Origin of the sequence: Pandoraea communis (assembly GCF_902459745.1) — a bacterium.
Classification (GTDB): Bacteria; Pseudomonadota; Gammaproteobacteria; order Burkholderiales; family Burkholderiaceae; genus Pandoraea; species Pandoraea communis.
Genome location: NZ_CABPSJ010000005.1, coordinates 413,105 through 434,208 on the forward strand (window position 1 = coordinate 413,105; position 21,104 = coordinate 434,208).

General features: G+C 62.8%; 9 protein-coding genes. 7 read left to right on the forward strand and 2 right to left on the reverse strand.

Annotated elements, in window-relative coordinates:
- Positions 1 to 258 precede the first annotated feature (258 nt).
- Positions 259 to 10,800, reverse strand: a complete 10,542-nt coding sequence (locus tag PCO31110_RS19780) for a hemagglutinin repeat-containing protein (protein ID WP_150691213.1) — start codon at positions 10,798 to 10,800, stop codon at positions 259 to 261.
- A gap of 9 nt (positions 10,801 to 10,809) precedes the next feature.
- Positions 10,810 to 12,636 carry a ShlB/FhaC/HecB family hemolysin secretion/activation protein gene (locus PCO31110_RS19785; protein WP_246189902.1) on the reverse strand — a complete coding sequence of 609 codons (1,827 nt, stop codon included), beginning with the start codon at positions 12,634 to 12,636 and terminating at the stop codon, positions 10,810 to 10,812.
- Between the two features lie 477 nt (positions 12,637 to 13,113).
- Between PCO31110_RS19785 and PCO31110_RS19790 the strand changes: the two genes are divergently transcribed.
- The 7 genes from PCO31110_RS19790 (at position 13,114) to PCO31110_RS19820 (ending at position 21,021) form a co-directional block, all read left to right on the forward strand.
- Complete coding sequence (locus PCO31110_RS19790; protein WP_150691214.1) at positions 13,114 to 15,456, forward strand: bifunctional salicylyl-CoA 5-hydroxylase/oxidoreductase; 2,343 nt, start codon at positions 13,114 to 13,116, stop codon at positions 15,454 to 15,456.
- A gap of 9 nt (positions 15,457 to 15,465) precedes the next feature.
- Positions 15,466 to 16,287, forward strand: a complete 822-nt coding sequence (locus PCO31110_RS19795; RefSeq protein WP_150691215.1) for an SDR family NAD(P)-dependent oxidoreductase — start codon at positions 15,466 to 15,468, stop codon at positions 16,285 to 16,287.
- Between the two features lie 35 nt (positions 16,288 to 16,322).
- The gene (locus PCO31110_RS19800; RefSeq protein WP_150691216.1) at positions 16,323 to 17,186 is read left to right on the forward strand and encodes an enoyl-CoA hydratase family protein; all 864 of its coding nucleotides are present in this window, start codon (positions 16,323 to 16,325) and stop codon (positions 17,184 to 17,186) included.
- Positions 17,187 to 17,199: 13 nt separating this feature from the next.
- Positions 17,200 to 18,384, forward strand: a complete 1,185-nt coding sequence (locus tag PCO31110_RS19805) for an acyl-CoA dehydrogenase family protein (protein WP_150691217.1) — start codon at positions 17,200 to 17,202, stop codon at positions 18,382 to 18,384.
- Between the two features lie 38 nt (positions 18,385 to 18,422).
- Positions 18,423 to 20,066 (forward strand): AMP-binding protein, encoded by a 1,644-nt coding sequence (locus tag PCO31110_RS19810; RefSeq protein ID WP_150691218.1) that lies wholly within the window; start codon positions 18,423 to 18,425, stop codon positions 20,064 to 20,066.
- 71 nt (positions 20,067 to 20,137) lie between these two features.
- Positions 20,138 to 20,608: an acyl-CoA thioesterase gene (locus PCO31110_RS19815; protein WP_150691219.1), complete on the forward strand. Its 471-nt coding sequence runs from the start codon at positions 20,138 to 20,140 to the stop codon at positions 20,606 to 20,608.
- Positions 20,609 to 20,610: 2 nt separating this feature from the next.
- Positions 20,611 to 21,021, forward strand: a complete 411-nt coding sequence (locus PCO31110_RS19820; protein WP_036663009.1) for a RidA family protein — start codon at positions 20,611 to 20,613, stop codon at positions 21,019 to 21,021.
- The last annotated feature ends 83 nt before the right edge of the window (positions 21,022 to 21,104 follow it).

Consider the following 21,104-nt stretch of genomic DNA (forward strand, 5'->3'; position numbering starts at 1 on the left):
CAGTTGTGACAGTGATGATGATTTCAAGTCCTATTATTAGACTCATATTTCTTAATCTTATCTAGGGCCCATAACCCGACTCCAAGTGTGACGCCGGCCATGGCTCCGGCCTTTGCGGAGAGAACGAAGTCGGATATGTCAAAGTGAAATACACCTTTATTTATGGCGAAATACGCAGCGACTAAAAGTCTGGTAAAAAATCCTAATATTGATAGGAAGATTGTCGAATACCAAGTTAGTAGTGCCAATACCATCAACTCACTTCTTTTTTTCATTGTTAGATCCACTGTTAAATTGGGATTGCGTTTTTGAAGAAATGAATTCTGAAACGAATGATCCGGTAAGCGAGCCGGCGGTGCCCGAGGCAGTATCGGTAACTAGGCCTGCCGCGGCTTTTGTTATGACCTTGCCCGCTTGTGCCCCAATAGCAGCTCCCGACGCGGCTCCAACGGCCGCATTAGTGACATCGTCTCCCTTGATGATTGCCCCCATCGCCGCGCCGCTAGCACTTGTGGAGACGGTCGCCAGAATGCCTCGCCCTTGCGTTGCCGCTCCGGTCGCGATCGCGATGAGCACATCGACACTACTCATGTCCTTTTCGCCGTTGAGTGCAGATTGAACTAGGACGTTCGACGTTCCACCTATCGCACCGCCAGCGGCCATGCTGGACACTGTCGCAGTGACACCACCAGCGATAGAGGGCGCTGCGGCCATGAGAACTGCCCAGTTCTTTAACAACTCCGTCGCTGGCTGGGCCGCGTCAGTGCCCAGCCCTCGCAATAGGTCAGATTGGGCCTGCTGGATGTCTTCATCGGACGCCCCATTTTTGGCCATGAACTCGCCCAACGACGCTGACGCGGCTCCAGCCCTCACGATTCCCTGTGGAAGCTGAAACTGGTTGTTTTCCAATTCCAGTCGCGACGCGACGCTCGCCGCAGTAGCATCGCCACCGGTTCCGGCGGTGATGCCTGCGACGACAGATTCAATCAGGTTCATTCGCGCTTCCTTCTCGCGTTGAGAGAGGTTTTCGTTACTTGTGTTTGCGACTGCGTTAAGCAAGTTGCCGAGAACCACACTTGCAGCACCGCCCATCGCTCCGGCGCCGCAAGCGCTCCCGACCGCAGTGGCACCGGCACAACCCACGATGCCGTGCAATGCGGCACGCGCGGATTCGCTCTTGAGGTCGTCCGCGATCTCCTTAACCTTCTCCACGGCGAGCGTTTGCAAATAGCCGACAGCGGCGCGCTGCAGGAATTCCCCCGTGCCTGCGGTGACGTTCCCACCGGCTGCGGCTGCGATCACGGTGACGATTTGGCGATATCGCCCGCCAGGTGCCCACTTGGCCGCATCGTCAAGTTGTCGATCCAACTCGGCTACCTTCGCGGGATCAGTCTCCTTCTTGCGCGCTTCCTTGAGCGCTTCGTATTCCTTAGCCCGATTCCCCACAAACGTGCCCACCTGTCGCTGCAACGTCTGCACGATTTCAAAGCTGGTTTCGATTTGCTCCTTGTCGAAATTGTTGGCGAGCGCGCCGCTGCCGTCCTTGTCGGAGGACACGTCGCGGTTGACGGCGGCAACCGTTTCTTCTGCCGTCTGACCGGTTCGCTCGCGTTGGCTGGCCTCGTTGGTGATCTCGATCACCCCCGCGCTGATGCCGCTGCGGGTCGTGCTCGACGCGCTCCCCCCTGCCGCCACCGCAACGGGCGGTGCGATGCTCACCGGCCCCGTCTTCGGCAACTCGCTCCCGGGCGTGGCGTTCGCGCCGCTCTGTGCGTCTCCCTTTTGATCCGTCCCGACTTTGGCGTTCTCCCCAAAGCCCTTGCTGAAACCGGCCCCCAGGCTGATGCCAAAGGCGTCGTACTCTGCGTGGTTTTCGATGTCACGCGTCGTCAACGAGCCGGTTTTCAGACGGTTCCTATTACCGGCAGCGGCTTTATCGGTCGAGGCGATGACGGCGCCCGTCAGATCGGTGTTGCCCTTGACGGTGACGTCGAAGCCGCCGTCTCCGGCCTTGATCCCTGACTGCTCCGTCACGCTAGCGAAATCGCTGTTGACCTGCTGATGGCTGACGTTGATGCTGCCGGATGCGCCACCAAACCCGACCGTGACGTCTCCGCCGATCGACTGATCCTTCGATGCGTAGACGCTGGTGTCCTGCAGGCTCTCGATGTTCAGGTCGCCGCCAACGTCGGCAACGACGCGCTCGCCGGCAATCGTCCCGCCGCGAATATTGGTGTCGCTGCCCGACACAATCTCAGCCACGCCGCCCGCCACGATATGGCTGTTGCGCTGGGTGACGTCCTTCCCGTCCGCCTTGCCACGCGACGCGCGCGCGTTGGCCGTCACCCCCATCGACATGCCATTCGCGCCCATGGAGATGCCCAGGCCGATGCCGCCGGACACGCCGGTGGATGTGCGGTGATGTTCCGAGGTGTCCGTGGCCGCGAGGATGTCTAGCGTGCCATCGGACTTGAGCTTGACGTTCCGCCCGGCGGCGATCTCGCTGCCGCGAATGAGCACCGAGGACTGGTCGCCGTCCCCTGTGGCCGCGATGGTAACGTTGCCGCCCGCACGGACGGCGGAGCCGTTGGACGTCGTGCTGTCGTTGGTCTCACGGCTGACCTGATGCGATCCGCCGACGGTGACTGAGACGCGGACGTTTGCCGCATCCTTGAGGTTCTTGACGGCATCGGCGGCGTTTTTCGCCGCGAGTCCGCCTGCCGCGACACCGAGGGCTTTCATGCGGGGGTCCTTGACCTTGCCAACTGCTTTGCCCATCTGGCCGACGGTCTGCGCCGCATCCAGCAGCGGACTGGAGACCGCAACCGTCAATCCCGCTTGCTTGACTTCCCGCTCATGCAGGCGCTGTTCCGACGCTTGACTCTCCGTAATGGAAACGCGCTTGCCCGCGATGTCCACATCGCCATCGCGTGCGACGACCGTGCTGCCCTCCTGCCGATAGTCGTTGCCGGCATGAATTGCGACATCGCCACTCACCGAGCCGACGACGCTCCCCGTTTGGCTAACCTCATCGCGACGCCGTTTGTCTTTCTCGGATCGACTACCGATGGTGAAGCCCGTGCCACTGCCAAAGAGGCCGGACGTTGTCTTTTCCGAAGTACTCAGGGAGCTGCCTTGGTCTTCGGTGGACGAAATCGTCACGTTCCGTCGCGCGCCGATGGTCATGTCGCGATCCGCGACGACTTGCGACCCAGCGATCGTGACGTCGCGGCCCGAGGCGATTGTCACCGCTTCGCCCGATAGCGTGCTGCCCGTTGTTCGCGTGCCATGGGTGTCGCGGTAATTCTCCTGCGTCGTGGACGAGAGCAGGCCGCTCTGGGTGTTTTGTGACCAGCGCGTGTCGTCGTATCGGGCCGATGCACCGCCGACGGTAACGTCGCCGGTGGCAATGATCTTGAGATCCGCTTTGCCGTCGCTGGAGGCGGGCGGCTGCCTCCCGGCCTTTGCCTCGTCGCTGGCCCCGGCGCTCAGATAGGAACCGAGAATCGTGACATTGCCGCTGGTGGCATCCGCTGTCGAAACGTATGCGGTGACGCCGCGTTCGTCCAGCAGTCGACTAATCGCTTCGGCTTGTCCCGCAGCGATGCCGATGCCATTTCGCGCATGGATTCGACTGCCCCGTACGCTTTCCTCATAGGAATCAACCGTCGCAGCGTACGTGTCGCCACTCACTCGCCCCATGTCCGTGACGGTGTCGATCGCTGCACCGATCTCGACGTCTCTCGCCGCCGCGATAACGACGCGCTTGCCCGCATCAACGTTCGCACCCACGCTGGATACATCGCGTCCGGCCATGAAGGTGGCGTCGCCGCCCGCATGGATGCCTGACGCGACGTGTTCGGTCACTTGCGTACGACTGTGACTCTCGCTCGATCCGCCGCCAAATTCACGGCTCGACGCAATCGCTCCCAGCGATAGGTCGCGTCCCGCCGCAAGATCGACATTGCCGCCGGCATCGACAGCCGCACCGGTGACCGAGATGTCTCGGCCTGCGGTAATCACCACGGCGTCTCGTGCATCGATGCGTCCGAGCGATTCGATGGCCTTGGTCTTGCCGCTCTGAGAACCCTTCACCCATTCGTTGGTGCGGCTCTGGCTCGTGACGACAACGTCGCGTCCGGCCGAGACATGAACGCGCTCGCCAGCGATCTCGCCGCCGATGTTCTGGAAGTCTCGCGCCGCGACGACCTCGACCACGCCGGCGCCGCCCTTGCCAGCGGGACCGCCGGCATCCCTGGAGCCACCGATCACGCCGAGATTTTCGATGTCAATCGCGCTGATTCGGGTGCTTGAATCGCCAACGATCTGTCCACTGTTGCTGACCTGGTTCGTTGCCTCGACGATGACGTCCCGGCCCGTCACCAAGGCGCCGCCTGGCTGCATGACGACACGCTTGCCATGCGCGAGATACACCGTTGGCACCAGAACCGTTGTCGATGTGCCGTCGGGCAGCGTGACGGTCTGGCGAACCAGCCAGACGATGTCGTCCGTCAGCGCGCGCATCTGCTCCGGCGTCAGTCGAATACCGACGCGAAGTTCCAGATCGCGTCCCGCTCGCGCACCCTGCGCGAGAAGCGCTCGGAATTCCGAATCGATGGCTGCCGGCGAGCGGCTGTCACGACCGCCGAGGGAGGCCCGTCCCGTCAGTTCCAGGATCTGCTCGCGCACGAGCCTCCCCTCGTAGAATCCGTCTCCGATACGACGCTCGATGCTGTCAGGCGCCACGCCGAGCAGATCCAGCATGTAGTTGCTCGAGACGAAGGTGCCACGGTCGGTGAATCGGGAGTCGGTCTCGACGAGGTACGGGTGGCCGGGCGTTGCAACGACTTTGAAGAGGGCGCTGCGGGGAAGCGTCAATCCGGGGATGCCGCCGGAAGCGGTATCAAGTGTCTGAACGGCGCCGGCTATCTCGGCTACGGCTGGCTTGGCGACCAACGCGTCGACGGGCGCTGGCTTACCCGTAGAGACGGTGGCGCTGTCGGTGCCGACGGCAACGCGCTGCGATGTGCCGACACCGCTATCCGTCTGCCTGCTACCGATGACCGTCCCGTCAACCGTGGCGGTTTCAATCGTGATGTCGCGACCACGAAGGTGAGTCGTCCCGTTCGACGAGATCAGGCTCTGAAGACCACCGACAATGGATCGGCGTTCCGCGACATCGAAATCGATTGTCGTCAACAAGCGGTCGCTGTTTCCACGCTTTTCATGCCAATACAGATCGGACGATTGCTCGACGCGTTCGGTGCGCTCCAGGCCGATGCTGCGGCTCGTGATTCGGCCGCCGTTGCCGCGAACGTGAATATTGCCGCCGGCACTGATCGTGGATGCGTGATTCAACGCGGTGCCGTTGTCGACGTTCAGGCGAATCGTGCCTTGCGACGTGAGGACGCCGGGGGCGGCGACGTCGCCCATGACGTCGGTCTTGCTGCGAACGGTGACGCGACGGCGGTATTCGTTGGTGTCGCGATTGTCCTGAATGCCGTATCCGCGACGGAAGATGCGAACGCCTTCGTCGGCGGCACCGGTGATGGTGCTCTTCGACTGATCGACCACCGTCGGCCGAATATGCGCCGACGGATCGAAGTCGGGCCAGAACTGGATGACCCAGTTGCCCTGACCGTCGTCGTGAATGGCCTCGAAATGCTGAACGGCACGTTGAGTGATGTTGCGGGTGCCATACTCCGCCGGGAAGGCGTTTACCCGATACACCTCGACGATGGATTTTTCCAGCGAGAACGTTCTGGCGTCGACGTCGAGCGCCGTCAGCCCGCGCTTCGGAATCGTGACGCTGATGGGGCTGCCTACCGCGTGAAGCTTCTCGCTGGAGAGCGCGGCACGCGCCTCCTGATTCCAGCGCCATTGCGTGAAGGCCTGATTGCGGGGGTTGGGCACAACACGGGACCGCCGTACTTCCTTGCCGTCCGCGTCAGTCTCCTTATAGAACTCCCGGATCATCGCGGGCTCGCCGTCAACGCTCAGGCTGTGGCTCACATGGACCGTCGGCAGTTCCTCACAAGTGCCACCGCCAGCGGTACATCGCGCGCGACTGTCGGCGTCGGGAAGCGCCACGTAGCCTGCGATCCAAAGATCGCGTACCTGCTGTGTTTCGCCCTCGTCAACGCCTCGCACGATGTTGACGTAGCTGCGGTCATTCACGAACTCACGTGTCGCGATATTAAGGTCTCCCCCAACTTCCACGACGGCCGACCGATTGATGAATCGTCCCGACTGCTGTGTCAGGAATCCCTGCGCATCGCGCGCTTCGCCAGCAGCCACGCGAAGGTCGCCAAGGCTGTAAAGCGTTGCGCCGTTCTCGTTGAGGACATCGCCGGTGGCGAAGAGATCCAATTGCTGTGTCGCCGCCAGTACGGCGCGATCTCCCGTGTTATTGACGCTCCCGCCGTCAAAGCGGATTCGACCGCCAACGACGGCGCCGGTATTGATGAACCGCATGCCGCGAAGGCGGACTTCATCGCCGTCGATGCGGGTCTCGTTGGTAATGTCGCCGGCTACGTTGAGAAGAACCGATCCGGCCCGAAGGAGGCCTTGTCCGGCGTTGACGAGATGGGCGGCGTGCACCGAGAGTTGCTTGATGGCCCCAAGCGCACCATGCACGCGTAGCAAGCCGCCGACAGCGAGTGTCAGATTTCCATTCGCTTGCCAGGTGTGATCGGCACCGTATGTGAAGTCGCCCGGCAAGCTGATATTCAGATCGTTACCCGCTCGCAATCGAGCGGCGCCGGTCAAACTGCCGGTATGCAGGTTCAGGTTGTGATTGACGGCAATTTCGCCCGCGCGATGGTCCAGTGTGTTGACCGCGAGAGATGCGTTACGCCGCGCCTGCACATCCCCGGTGTTATCGAATGCCCCCGTTTGCTTGGCGTCGCGCCAGGTCAGGTCGAGATCCGCGCCGGAAAACAGGGTGCCGGCATTGCCGAGCTTGTCTCTGACGGTCAGCGAAAGGTCTGTTCCGCCGCTGACGAGGGCGTTCGGCCCATTCAACAACGTGAACGTCGTGATGGAAACGCCGCCATTGCCGCCGATCAGCCCAACGGGGCGATTCGACGTCGAATCGCGTGTCCATGCGTTCACTATCGTCTCGGCGGTGATGCTCAGATGGCCACCGCTGCGCGTGCCGTTGACGATTCGGCCGTCCGTGTTGTCGAGCGACGTGACGAAGACGGCGAGGGTGTCGTCTCCGCGAATCGACGGGTCGCCGGACGTTTCGATGCTGCCGTGCGTGTTATCGAGTGTCCCGCCCGTCGCCAGTTTCAACGCTTTGCCTGAATGGATGAAGCCATTCGCATTGGCAGTGTTCCGATTCGCGTTGACGCTCAGAGGGCCATTGGCTTGCAGTCGTCCGCGCCGATTGTTGACGTCGTTGGTCGACCTGAGCGAGAGCGACGTACCGGCGGCGATCCATGCGCCGTCGATGTTGTCGATGCCGTTTGCCCATAGGTTAATGGCGCCGTTGCCCGCAATGCTGCCGGCATGACCCGGCATACGGCTCGCAGATGCGCGATTGCGCAGTCGCTCCAGGACGGCGATGTCGATGGCGCCCGTTCCGGCGTTCGAAAAGCGGCCACCCGCGTTATCCAGTTCCCGCGCCGACACACTCATTTGTCCACTGGACGCGCTGACTTCGACCTTGCCGTCGGCGTTGTCGACACGGTTGGCGACGTTGATGCGCAACGCGTCGCGGGCGCTCGCCTGACCGGCGCGATTGACGAAGTTGCCGCCGATGTCGGCATCCAGACGGCCACCGGCAGCGAGGTATCCGGCGTTGTTGGTGACGTCGGTGGCGACGTTCAGTGCAAGAGAACCGCCGGCATGCAGACGACCTTCAGTATTGTCGAGGCTGCCTGCATCGACGGAGATGTCTGCGTTCGCCGCGATGCTCCCGCCATCCGTGTTGGCCAACGCTTTCTGGACGGTGATCGCCGTTTGCGCGCGGCCGCTGTTCTGTAGTTTGCCTTTCGCGTTGTTGATGCGGAAAGCACTGAGAAACAACGTGTCGCTGGCCTCAATCGCACCCTTGCCGTTGTCCAATGTTTCGCCGACGTTCAGCGAGACGGAAGTCCCTATCAGTTCTCCCGATACATTGCTCAGTCGTTCCTCTACGGCCGACTTCAGTTTGCGCATGGCCGTCATGCGGCCGTCGGCGTTGTCTACCGATTTGGCGCTCAGCAGCAGATCGCCATTCGTGCCGATGCGTCCGCCGCGATTGCCCACCTGTTTGGCATTGACGGACAAAACGCCATCCCCGGCGTGCGCCACGGTGCCGCCAGCGTTGTCGAATTCGGAGGTATCGATTGCGGCTTCCCGAGCCGCCAGATGAATCGAGCCCGCGTGATTGTTCATTCTATTGGCGACGCGCAAACGCGCCAGACCGTCGGAGCCTGTACCCGCCTGAACGATCCTCCCAGAGCGGTTTTCGAGATCGCGGGCAGACACGCTGAGCGAACGCGATTGCATTTCTCCGAGCGTGTTGTCGACGGTGTCGGCGGTAACGGTCAGTGTCTCGCCGGCGTTCACTGTGCCGCGGGTGTTGTCGAGCGCTCGGCGCACGGCAACGGCGACTTGATGCCGAGCGACGATGCGTCCACCTACGTTCAGAAGATCACCGGCGGCGTTCGCGAGGAGCGAGCCCTGGGCTGTCCAGGTCCCGCTGTTGACGAGTGACGTGGCATCGAGCCGGACATCGCCGCGCCCGGCAATTTCGCCCATCGCCGTGTTGAGACGGCCGTTCTCGATACGTCTGTCGGCGGATAAGCGGAGATCGGCACTGCTAAGGGCAAGCATGCGGCCGCCGAGATTGCTGATGTCGCCGGCTTTCAGCGAAAACAGACCGCCGGTCTGCATCAGCCCGGCCGTGTTCGTCACCCGGTTGCGGACGCCGGCTGTCAGCGACTGCTTCACCGAAAGTGTGCCTCGATCGTTTCGCCAGTCGCTGGCGTCGATGGTCATGGCGCCGTTGGTGGCGAGTGTTCCTCCAACGTTCTCGACGGCACCTGTGACGAGACGGAGGTGGCCCGCACCAGCATGTTCGATCTTGCCGCCGGTGTTATCGACCCTGCCGGAAGTCAGCAGCAGGTCGCGGCCATTCGCGAGAATCTGGCCTTCACGATTGCTCAGGGAACCGGAGAGCGTCATCCGGAGCGGGGATGTCGACCCCCATTGCCGGATGCGTCCCTTATGGTTACGCAACCCGGCGCCCGCGATGAAGAGGTCGGACGTGCTGAGGGTCGCGCCGTCGTGAATGACGTCACGACTCGCCGTGATTTGCGTCGTGCCGCCAACTTTCGTTGTCGCGCGCGTCATCGTGACGGCACCTGTGCGTGCGCGCATCTGGAGTCCGTGCAGCGCGGTCGACGTCGAGCCGGTCAGGTCGATGGCATCCGCAAGCAGACGAATGTCGCCGACGGCCGTGTGGGTTCCGCCAGCTTGCAACATGCCCGCCGTCGAGAGCGAGATGTTGCCCGTCGCCGCTTTCGTTCCGTCAGCGCGGGCGCCTGCCGCCATGACGCCTGACGAGGCGACTGCCGCCGCGTCGGCCACGAGGTGCTGGCCCGCAGACACGGTGCCGGTGTGGCGCCATGTGCCTCCGGCATTGAGCCTCACGCCGCGAGCGCCACGCAGGCTGCCAGTGCTAACCAGATTCCGCGCTGTGCCAAGGGTCAAATGACCTTCGGCTACGGCGTCGCCGCCGATCGTGAGGTCTTCGGCAACCTTCAGGCGAATGTCTTCGCGCGCTTGCAGCTTGCCGCCAACCCGAAGCCCCCCGGCACTGTCGAGCGTCAGCGCCCCGTGGTTGGCGGTAACGTGTCCGTCCAGGTTGACGCCGACGCCCGTTTCCGTGCCGATGAGCCGGATCTTTCCTGCGTACATGCCACCGAGACGAGAGATGTCCAGCGCAAACGAGGGCGCCCCGCTCGCGGATGCTTGACTGCCATTGATGCCGAACGTTGCCGCGTCGATGTCGTTCAGGCCGGCAATGACATCCAATTGCTGTGCATGCACGGCAGCATTGACTTCGACGGCACGCGCAAGCAGGGCGGCGTGCTCGAGATTGCCGGCGTTCAGACCGCCGCCGGTAATGCGCAGACGGCCTTCGGTGACACGGAAGGCTTCAAGAGAGCCGCTACCGCCGAACACGGGTATGCCGGTCGTGAGTACGCCGCGAGAGGTATTGATGAAGCCACAGCCGTTGCAGGTAAGCCCGTTGGGGTTGCTGACAATGACTTCGGCACGACTCCCTGCCACCTCGAGATAGCCGGCGAGATTCGATGGCAACGCTCCCGTCACCTGATTGACGATGATGCGGGCGGGAGCTCCCGCGAGATTGGGGTTGCCTGGCACAAGGCCACCGATCTGCGTTTGCGCGATGGTGCGCGAGTTGTTGAGTATCGCGCCCTGTGCAGGAACGTCGAACTGCTGATACTGGTTTTGCGACACGCCCGCCGCGCTCGGTGTGGTGATGTTGACGAGCGGCAGGCCGTTCGGTGTCGCGCTGACCCCAGGGGCGTGTGGTCCGGGGGCCGCGACGATTTGCGGCAAAGCGGTGACGGGCAAGCCGAGGGCGACCAGCGCTGACAACATGGCCGCACTAAATGGGCGCAACAGGATCGTCTGCGGCGCAGGCGATCCTATGCTGCCCAGCCCATGCCGGCGAGCGCTGCGCCCGCATCCGGGCGTGCGCCCGCGGCGGACGTTTTCGCCGACGGCGACCCACTGGCGTCGGACATGGCTGAAGATCAGACGAAAGCAACGTGTGTTCATGGGTGGGACTCAGTAGCGAAGGGCGAGCGAGATGCCTGCAACTGCGGCATTGGTCGGGAACCGGGAGGGATGGGAGAGGGGGCGGCTAATGAAGATGTCGTAACTGGCGTTGCCCCAGGGGCCACCGTACGCACCGGTTTGTCCGCGCAGACCGATGACCGCGCCGGCGAGCCGGGTGCCGGGAAGGAAGCGGGCGCTCGGGCCGAAGACACGTCCGTAGTCCACACCTGCATAAACGGCGTGTGCGCTGACGCCGATCGGGACATGCAACTCGTTGCGAAGGAAGAAGCCGCGCTCGGCGCTCAGCGTCTGATCGCCGGTGAAGCCACGCACGCTGTACCGTCCGCCAATGGCTAACTGATCGACGGCCCATAGCGTGTCTGCCGTAGTCTGGCCGTGGAACATGCCGACGTATCTGAGCGTGAGCGCCGACACCTGTAGCGGCACGGACCATTGCACGTCCAGGGTGAACATGCGATAGCGATACGTCTGTTGCGTTGGCGCACGGGTGACGGGATCGCGCAGATCGTCCTGTGCGCCAAACCAGGGCATGCCTTGCCGGTAGTTCAGCGCGATGTCGGCTTGCGCGTTGCCGAGGTACTGCCGGTGCGTTGCGCCGGCTTGGAGATAGGTACTGTTCCGATACTGCTGCGAGATTTCAAAGTCTTCGATGAAGCTCTTGCCGAAGCGGCGTCCGAGCCGCACGTCGATGGCTGTCTTGCCAAGATTGTCGCGACGCACGACGCGCTCGAGTCGAAGCTCCGCCGTCTGGTTGCGGCCGCTCGATACGAACGACTCGTTGGCACCCGCAATGCGTTGGAAGTACGCACGTGTGCTACCGAAGATCGAGACGGTGTTGTAGCCCCAGGGCATTGAATAGCTAACGCTGGCGCCCTTTGTGCCGAACCGATCATCGCCGGTCGACAAATCGTGCTGAACGGCCACATCCATAAGGTCGTTCACGCCGAGCGGATTGTCGACGCCGATGACCAACTGACCTTGCAGGCGTCCGGTGTCGCGCGTACCGCTATTGTCAATTGACGCGAGCAGGCGCCATGGCCGTTGCCGTTGGACATCGATCAGCACCTCGCTCGAGCCCGGCATGTCGCCAGGTTCGATGCGGATATCCGCGTCCTGGCTCGGCATGCGCTTCAGTTGCTCAAGCCCTTGTTCCAACGCATTCAGCGAGAGGGTGTCGCCGGCGCGAAGAGGAACGGCAGAGCGCCATGTGCCGCGCGTGGAAGGGTCGGAAAAGCGGACGGCCGAGACTTTGCCCGGGATGATGTGCAGGCTCAGGTGCCCATCACCAATGTTTTGCTCGGGGAGGATCACGCGAGTCGTGACCCAGCCTCTTGCGAGGATTGCCTCGGTCGCCACGGCGGCGATCTGCGCCACGCCGTCGGCGCCGGCGCATTGCCCGACAAACGGGGCCAGTGCCGGCTCGACGAACGCAAACGATGCGGCAGGCGGGGCGCCGTCGAGTCCGGTGACGGTGACGCGGCGCAACGTGATACACGGCGATTCGGCCGGTAGCGTTTTGATATCGACAGGCGACGTGCCGTCGGCCACGGGGGATAAACGAACATCCGGTGCGTCGGCGCGCTGTTCCCGCTCCTCGGCTTCCCGACGTTGGCGTTCTAGCTGTTCGTCCTGAACGCTTTGCCGGGCGGCGTCTCTGAACGCCGGTGGGGGAGGCTCCTGAGCGGCAAGCGGGGCGCAAGTGAGCGCGAGTCCGCATGCCAGCACGCCGGTCTTTAAAAAGGGTGCGTAAGGTGCGAATCGGCCAACACGACGGGAGATAGAGACGTTGGAGACCTGACGGTCACGATGTGCCACGAGTTGCGTTGCCCTTTCTTATGATTGAAACGATGCATTGCACGAACACGCACGCGCCAGAGACCGCGATAGCGGTGATCGGCGCGCACGTAAGCGCGAATGCGCGAGACGGGCGCAACAGTGAGCACGACGGACATGCAACAGCAGGGGGGGCTTACACCCTGGCGTCAGGCCAGAGGTTGAATGGAACCGCAGACGACAAGACGGCCGCGATTCTGGCGCATAGGCGGCGCGCCGTATTCTGGATTTGGACCTGACACTCAGGTTTCCGGAAGCGCCGACCCCGACATTCGGGTTTCCGAAAATGTCCGAGGGGCGGCGGCGATAGCTTCCTAAGTACTTTCCCGACCCCTCCGGCGCCAAGGCTTGGCGACCTTGCCGCCGGAAATTTTTTCCTCTAGTATTTTAGGCATAAACTATTTACAATTTAACAAAGGTCGGCTAGCGCGACGCGATCTGTGAATCCGGAGGTTGGAGATGAATATCGTCTGTATCGGCGGCGGTCCTGCTGGTCTGTATTTCGGGTTGTTGATGAAGCTGCGCGAGCCCTCCCACCGTGTCGTGGTGGTTGAGCGCAACCGGCCCTACGACACGTTCGGCTGGGGGGTGGTGTTCTCCGACGCCACCATGGACAACCTTCAGGAAGCCGATCCGGTCAGCGCCGCGCAGATCAACGACGCCTTCAACCACTGGGACGACATCGACATCCACTTCGAAGGCCGCACCATCACCTCCGGCGGCCACGGCTTCATCGGCATCGGCCGCAAGAAGCTGCTCAACATTCTGCAAGCGCGCTGCGAAGCCCTTGGCGTCGAACTGGTCTTCGAGACGGACGTCGCCGACGATCAGGACATTGCGCGCCGCTACCAGGCCGATCTGGTGATCGCCTCCGACGGCCTCAATAGCCGTATCCGCACGCGTTACGCCGACACCTACCGCCCGGATATCGATACGCGTCAGAACCGCTTCGTCTGGCTCGGCACGCATCGGCGTTTCGACGCCTTCACGTTCGCTTTCGAGAAGACGGAGCATGGCTGGTTTCAGGCGCATGCCTATCAGTTCGATGCCGACACATCGACGTTCATCGTCGAGACGCCCGAGGAAGTCTGGCGTGCCCACGGCATCGATCAGATGAGCCAGGAAGAGGGCGTGAAATTCTGCGAAAACCTCTTCGCCAAGTACCTCGACGGTCATGAACTGATGAGCAACGCCAAGCACCTTCGCGGCTCAGCCATCTGGATTCGTTTCCCGCGCGTGATTTGCGAACACTGGGTGCACTGGAGCAATGTCGACGGCAAGCGCGTGCCTGTCGTACTCATGGGCGACGCCGCGCACACCGCACACTTTTCCATCGGGTCAGGCACCAAGCTCGCGCTGGAGGACGCCATCGCACTCGCCGACGGTCTCGGCACTCAGGGCGTCGACGCCCTGCCGGGCGTGCTGGCCGATTACGAAGCCGCGCGCAGCGTCGAAGTGCTCAAGATTCAGAACGCCGCACGCAACTCGACCGAGTGGTTCGAAACTGTCGAGCGCTATGCACGCTTTTCTCCGGAACAATTCGCTTATTCGCTGCTGACGCGCTCGCAACGCATCTCGCACGAAAATCTGCGCGTGCGCGACGCTGGTTACGTCGAAGGCTACGAAGACTGGCTCGCCGAGCATGCGGGTGTGAAACGTGCCGAAGGCCAGCACGCGATTCCGCCGATGTTCACGCCATTCCGTGCGCGCGAACTCACGCTCAAGAACCGCATCGTGATGTCGCCGATGGCCATGTACTCGGCCGTCGACGGCGTGCCAGGCGACTTTCACCTGGTGCACCTCGGCAGCCGCGCGCTGGGCGGTGCGGGCATGATCGTCGCGGAGATGACCTGTGTGTCGCCTGACGCTCGCATCACGCCGGGATGTCCCGGTCTGTGGAACGATACGCAGCGCGACGCCTGGAAGCGTATCGTCGACTTCGTGCACGCGGGCAGCGATGCCAAGATCGCCATGCAGATCGGTCATGCCGGTCGTAAGGGCTCGACGCGCCTGGCCTGGGACGGGATCGATCAACCGCTTGCCGAGGGCAACTGGCCGCTGATCTCCGCCTCGCCGCTGCCCTATATCGAGGACGTGTCGCAAACACCGCGCGAAATGACGCGCGCCGATATGGACCGGGTGAAGGACGACTTCGTACACGCCGCCCGCCGCGCTGCCGAAGCCGGATTCGACTGGCTAGAGCTGCACTGTGCCCACGGGTATCTGCTCTCGAGCTTTATCTCGCCGCTCACGAACCAGCGTGCCGACGAGTACGGCGGCTCGCTGGAGAATCGCCTGCGCTATCCGCTGGAGGTCTTCCATGCGGTGCGTGACGTCTGGCCGTCGGCCAAGCCGATGTCGGTGCGTATCTCCGCGCACGACTGGGTCGAGGGCGGTATTACGCCGGACGACGCGGTCGCCATCGCCCGCGCGTTCAAAGACGCCGGTGCCGATCTCATCGACTGTTCGTCGGGGCAGGTCAGCAAGGCCGAAAAACCGGTGTACGGACGGATGTTCCAGACGCCGTTCGCCGACCGCGTGCGCAACGAAGCGGGCATTCCAACGATTGCCGTCGGCGCGATTTTCGAGGCGGATCACGTGAACAGCATCATCGCGTCGGGCCGCGCCGATCTTTGTGCGCTGGCGCGCCCGCATCTGGCCGATCCGTTCTGGACACTGCATGAAGCCGCCAGGATCGGCTACAAGGATTTGCCGTGGCCGGCGCAGTACTATGCGGGCAAACGGCAGTACGAGACCAATCTGGAGCGTGCTGCCGCCTACGCTCAACAGATTGGAAAATAAGGACAGTTCATGACGTCAACGACAACCTCGCCCGGCCCGTCACCGGTATTGCCGGCGTCGCTCAAGGGCGTGCACGCCCTCGTGACCGGCGGTGCGCGCGGCATCGGCGAAGCCGTCGCCAGGTCGCTGCTCGCACAGGGCGCACGTGTAACGCTGCTCGGGCGTAGCGAAGCCACACTCTCGCGCGGTGCACAGGCACTTGCCGTGCATGGTGACGTTGCCTGGGTGAGCGCTGACATTTCGGACGCCGCCGCAGTCGCAGCGGCCTTTGCGCAGGCAGCCGAGCGTTTCGGCCCGGTGCAGGTGCTCGTCAACAACGCGGGACAAGCGCTCAGCGCACCGTTCGGCAAGACGGACGGTGTACTTTGGCAGCAGATGATCGACGTCAACCTGACGGGGACGTTTCACTGCATTTCTGCCGCACTGCCCGCCATGGTGAGCGCCGGCTGGGGCCGTATCGTGAACGTGGCGAGCACCGCCGGGTTGATCGGCTACCCCTACGTGACGGCGTATTGCGCTGCGAAGCACGGCGTTGTCGGACTGACGCGCGCGCTGGCGCTCGAAGTGGCGAAGAAGGGCGTGACGGTCAACGCCGTCTGCCCGGGCTATACGGAAACGGACATCGTGCGCGACGCCGTGGCGAACATTGTCGCCAAGACCGGACGCAGCGAAGACGACGCACGCGCCGAGCTGGCCAAGCGCAATCCGCAGGGGCGTCTCGTGCAGCCGCAAGAGGTCGCCGATGCGGTGCTGTGGCTCTGCCAGCCGGGTGCCGGTGCGGTAACGGGACAGTCGATCGCGGTCGCCGGCGGTGAAGTCACCGTCGGCTGAGCGCGAATATAAAACCTATCCAAGGAGATCGGCCAATGAGTGACGTGAAACTGACGATGGCGCATCACAAGCGCCCATTCGCGAACTATGAAGCCAAGCACTTTCTGTGGTCGGTGTCGAACGACGCCGGGGGGCGTCCGAGCATCGGCACGATCACGCTGAACCGTCCGGGCAAGAAGAATCCGCTGACGTTCGACTCGTATGCCGAACTGCGAGATCTGTTCCGCGGACTGGTCTATGCGACGGACGTCAAGACGATCGTCGTAACGGGCGCGGGCGGCAATTTCTGCTCGGGCGGCGACGTCCACGAAATCATTGGGCCGCTCACGCAAATGAGCATGCCGGAGCTGCTCGATTTCACGCGCATGACGGGCGATCTGGTCAAGGCGATGCGCGCGTGTCCGCAGCCGATCATCAGCGCTATCGACGGCATTTGCGCTGGCGCGGGGGCGATGATGGCGCTCGCGTCGGACATGCGTCTGGGCACGCCGCAGGCGAAGACGGCGTTCCTGTTCGTGCGCGTCGGTCTGGCCGGTGCCGACATGGGGGCTTGCACGCTGCTGCCGCGCATGATCGGACAGGGGCGCGCTTCGGAACTGCTTTACACCGGTCGCGTGATGACGGCGGAGGAAGGGCTGCAATGGGGGTTCTTCAATGCGCTGCATGACGGTGGCACGGTGCTCAGCGCCGCGCAGACGCTGGCCGATCAGATCGCTTGCGGCCCGACGTTCGCGCACGGCGTGACGAAGAAGCTGCTGCATCAGGAATGGAATATGGGCGTGGACGAGGCTATCGAGGCCGAAGCCGAAGCGCAAGCGATCTGCATGCAGACGAAGGATTTCCGTCGTGCCTACGACGCTTTCGTCGCGAAGCAGAAACCGGTATTCAACGGCGACTGACGCGAGCGAGACGATGAGCGATATCACTCCCCATAACCCGCGCAACGCCGACTTTCTGGCGTGGCCGTTTTTTGACGATGCGCATCGCCGTCTGGGCACGGAACTGGACGCCTGGTGCTCGCGCGAATTGAAGGTCGATCATCACGCCGACACCGATGCGACGTGCGTGTCGCTGGTACGGCAACTGGGCCGCGCGGGCTGGCTGAGGTATTGCGTGCCCGCCAGTCACGGCGGCGCGCTGGACAAGCTGGATTCGCGGGCGTTATGCGTGCTGCGCGAGACGCTCGCGCGTCACGACGGCCTTGCCGACTTCGCTTTCGCGATGCAGGGGCTGGGCAGCGGCGCGATCACGCTCGCGGGCAGCGAGTCGCTCAAGCAGCGTTATTTGCCGCGCGTAGCGTCAGGTGAGGCGATTGCGGCGTTCGCGCTGTCTGAGCCGAACGCCGGATCGGATGTGGCGGCGATGGCCTGTTCGGCGACGCCGGATGGCGGGGACTATGTTCTGAACGGTGAGAAGACCTGGATTTCGAATGGCGGCATCGCGGACTTCTACTGTGTGTTCGTCCGCACGGGGGAAGCACCAGGGGCGCGGGGTATCAGCGCGTTCGTGGTCGACGCGAACACGCCGGGTCTGACGATTGCCGAGCGCATCGACGTGAGCGCACCGCATCCGCTCGCCCGTCTGAAGTTCGAGAACTGCCGCGTGCCGGCCTCGCAGCGCTTGGGCGAAGCGGGGCAGGGCTTCAAGGTTGCGATGATGACGCTGGATATTTTCCGTGCGTCGGTGGCGGCGGCGGCGCTGGGCTTCGCGCGTCGCGCGCTCGATGAAGGGCTCGCACGTGCGAAGTCGCGCGAGATGTTCGGCCAGACGCTGGCCGATTTCCAGATCACGCAGGCCGCGCTGGGCGAGATGGCGACGTCGGTGGACGCCGCAGCATTGCTCACGTATCGCGCAGCCTGGCAACGCGATGTGCAGGGGCAGCGTACGACGCGCGAAGCGGCGATGGCAAAGATGTATGCGACGGAATCGGCGCAGCAGGTCATTGACCGTGCATTGCAGATGTTTGGCGGCGCGGGCGTGGTATCGGGCGCGATTGTGGAGCGTCTGTATCGGGAGATTCGCTCGCTGCGGATCTATGAAGGGGCAACGGAAGTACAAAAGCTGATTATCGCGCGAGAACTGCTCAAGGACGCCTGAGCGCTGTCTTTGACTTACCCGGGGGCAAGGAGAAGCACATGGAACGATCTGGACATCTCGACACTTTCGCGCGCGACAATCTGCCGCCCGCCGATCAGTGGCCTGAGTTTCTGCTGGACAATCCGGATGTGGCATACCCGGCGCGCATCAATTGCGCCGCCGAACTGCTGGATCGTGTGATCGATGAAGGTCGCGGCAATGCGCCCGCGATCTATTCGGTGGAGAACGGCACGCCGACGGTCACGACGTATCTCGGTTTGCGCGAGATGGTGGATCGCATCTCTCATGTGCTTCGCAATGACATGGCATTGGTGCCGGGCAACCGTGTGTTGCTGCGCGGCCCGAACAATCTGTTCATGGCCGCCGCATGGCTTGCCGTGATCAAGGCGGGACTTGTCGGCGTGCCGACGATGCCGCTGCTGCGCGCGAAGGAACTGAAGCAGATCATCGACAAGGCGGAGGTCGGCGCGGCACTGTGCGACGGGCGTCTGAAGGAGGAGCTTGAGTTCAACCGCGAGTCGAGCAACGAGTATTTCTGCCCGGCGTTGAAGCAGGTGGTGTATTTCCACGATGTGGGTGAGGGCTCACTGGAGGCACGCATGGCGCGTCAGCCAGCGAGCTTCGAGGCCTGCGATACAGCGGTGGACGATGTCTGCCTGATCGCTTTCACGAGCGGTACGACGGGCCAGCCGAAGGGCACGATGCACTTTCATCGCGATGTGCTCGCGATGTGCGATTTGTTCCCCCGTCATGTGCTGAAGCCGAGGCTGGATGACATCTTCTGCGGTACTCCCCCGTTAGCGTTCACTTTCGGCACGGGTGGCTTGTTGACGTTCCCGTTGCGTGTCGGGGCGGCGACGGTGTTGCTGGAGAAGCTCACACCGGACAGTCTGTTGCAGGCGATAGAAACTTACCGCGCGACGATCTGTTTCACGGCCCCGACGTTTTATCGTCAGATGGCGGCACTCGTGGGCAAGTACGATTTGTCGAGCCTGAAGAAGACGGTGTCGGCCGGCGAGGCGTTGCCCGATGCGACGCGTCAGCTATGGAAGCAGGCTTCGGGCATCGAGATGATCGACGGTATCGGCGGCACGGAGATGATCCACATTTTCATCTCGGCGGCAAACGGTGACGTGGTGCCGGGGGCGATCGGTAAACCGGTGCCGGGCTACATCGCGATGATCGTGGACGAAAATATGCAACCGCTGCCGCCGGGCAAGGTGGGCAAACTGGCAGTGAAGGGCCCGACCGGTTGCCGGTATCTCGCGGACTCGCGTCAAACGAGTTATGTGAAGAACGGCTGGAATCTGCCGGGCGACACGTTCATGTGCGACGAAGCGGGCAATTACTACTATCAGGCCCGCTCCGACGACATGATTGTCTCGGCCGGATATAACATCGCAGGCCCGGAAGTGGAGTCGGCACTACTGAAGCATCCGGCCGTGGCGGAGTGCGGGGTGGTGGGCGCGAACGATGAGGCGCGCGGCCAGATCGTGAAGGCGTATGTGGTGCTCAAGGCCGGTGAGTCGCGCGACGACGCGATGGTGAAGACGCTTCAGGAGTATGTGAAGGCTAACATCGCCCCGTATAAATATCCGCGCGCCATTGAGTTTGTCGACACGTTGCCTCGTACGGAAACGGGCAAACTGCAACGCTTCAAGCTCCGGCAGACGGGGCAGTGAAGCACGGGGGGAGTGCTCCAGTCGGCGCTCACTCACTTTGAACAATCCTGCTCGCAGGGGAGGAGAAAACTATGTCGGAGGCTGATGTGGCCACGCACGCATTCGTGAAGCCGCTGCTGGTGCGCTTCAAACACTGCGATCCGGCAGGCATCGTTTTTTATCCGCGCTATTTTGAGATGATCAACGATCTGGTCGAAGACTGGTGCGCCGAAGGGCTCAACCTGTCATTCGGCGAGATGCATCTGCGCGACGGCATGGGTGTGCCGACAGCGAACGTCGAATGTCGCTTCAGTGCCCCCAGTTTCTTAGGCGAGACGCTGCTTCGCTCGCTGGAAGTCTCGCGTCTCGGCCGCTCATCCATGACGCTGCGCATCCGGTTCGCCGGTGCAAACGACGAGACGCGTCTACAAGCCACGCTGGTACTGGTCTGGGTCGCGAAAGGCGCAGGCGGAAGACCCGCCCCGATCGCCATACCCCCGGCCCAACGCGAGGCCATCGTGCGCTTTGCCGCACCCGATTCTGTCATTGAAGGAGTGTCCTGATGCTGCAAGTTCTGCAACCACCCGAATGGGCGAAACCGCGCGGCTACGCGAACGGCATGGCTTTCGAAATGACGGCCGGCAGCCGCATCGTGTTTGTCGGCGGTCAGATTGGCTGGAACGGACAGCAACGTTTTGAAACGGATGATTTCGCACTGCAAGTTCGTCAGACCCTCGAGAACATCGTGGCGATTCTGGCCGAAGGCAACGCCAAGCCGGAACACATCGTGCGGATGACCTGGTACGTCAAGAATAAACGCGAGTATGTGGAGAGCTATCGCGCCATCGGCGAACACTACCGCGCCATCATCGGACGCCATTTCCCCGCAATGACCGCCGTCGAAGTCGCCGATCTGATCGAGGACGAAGCCAAGGTCGAGATCGAAGTGACTGCGGTGGTGCCCGCCGCTCTATAAATCCGCCCTCAACACCGCCCTCCAGACGGACCGGAGCCCCTTTCCGCCTCTCAGACATAAACCCAACTCGCTGCAGAAAGGCG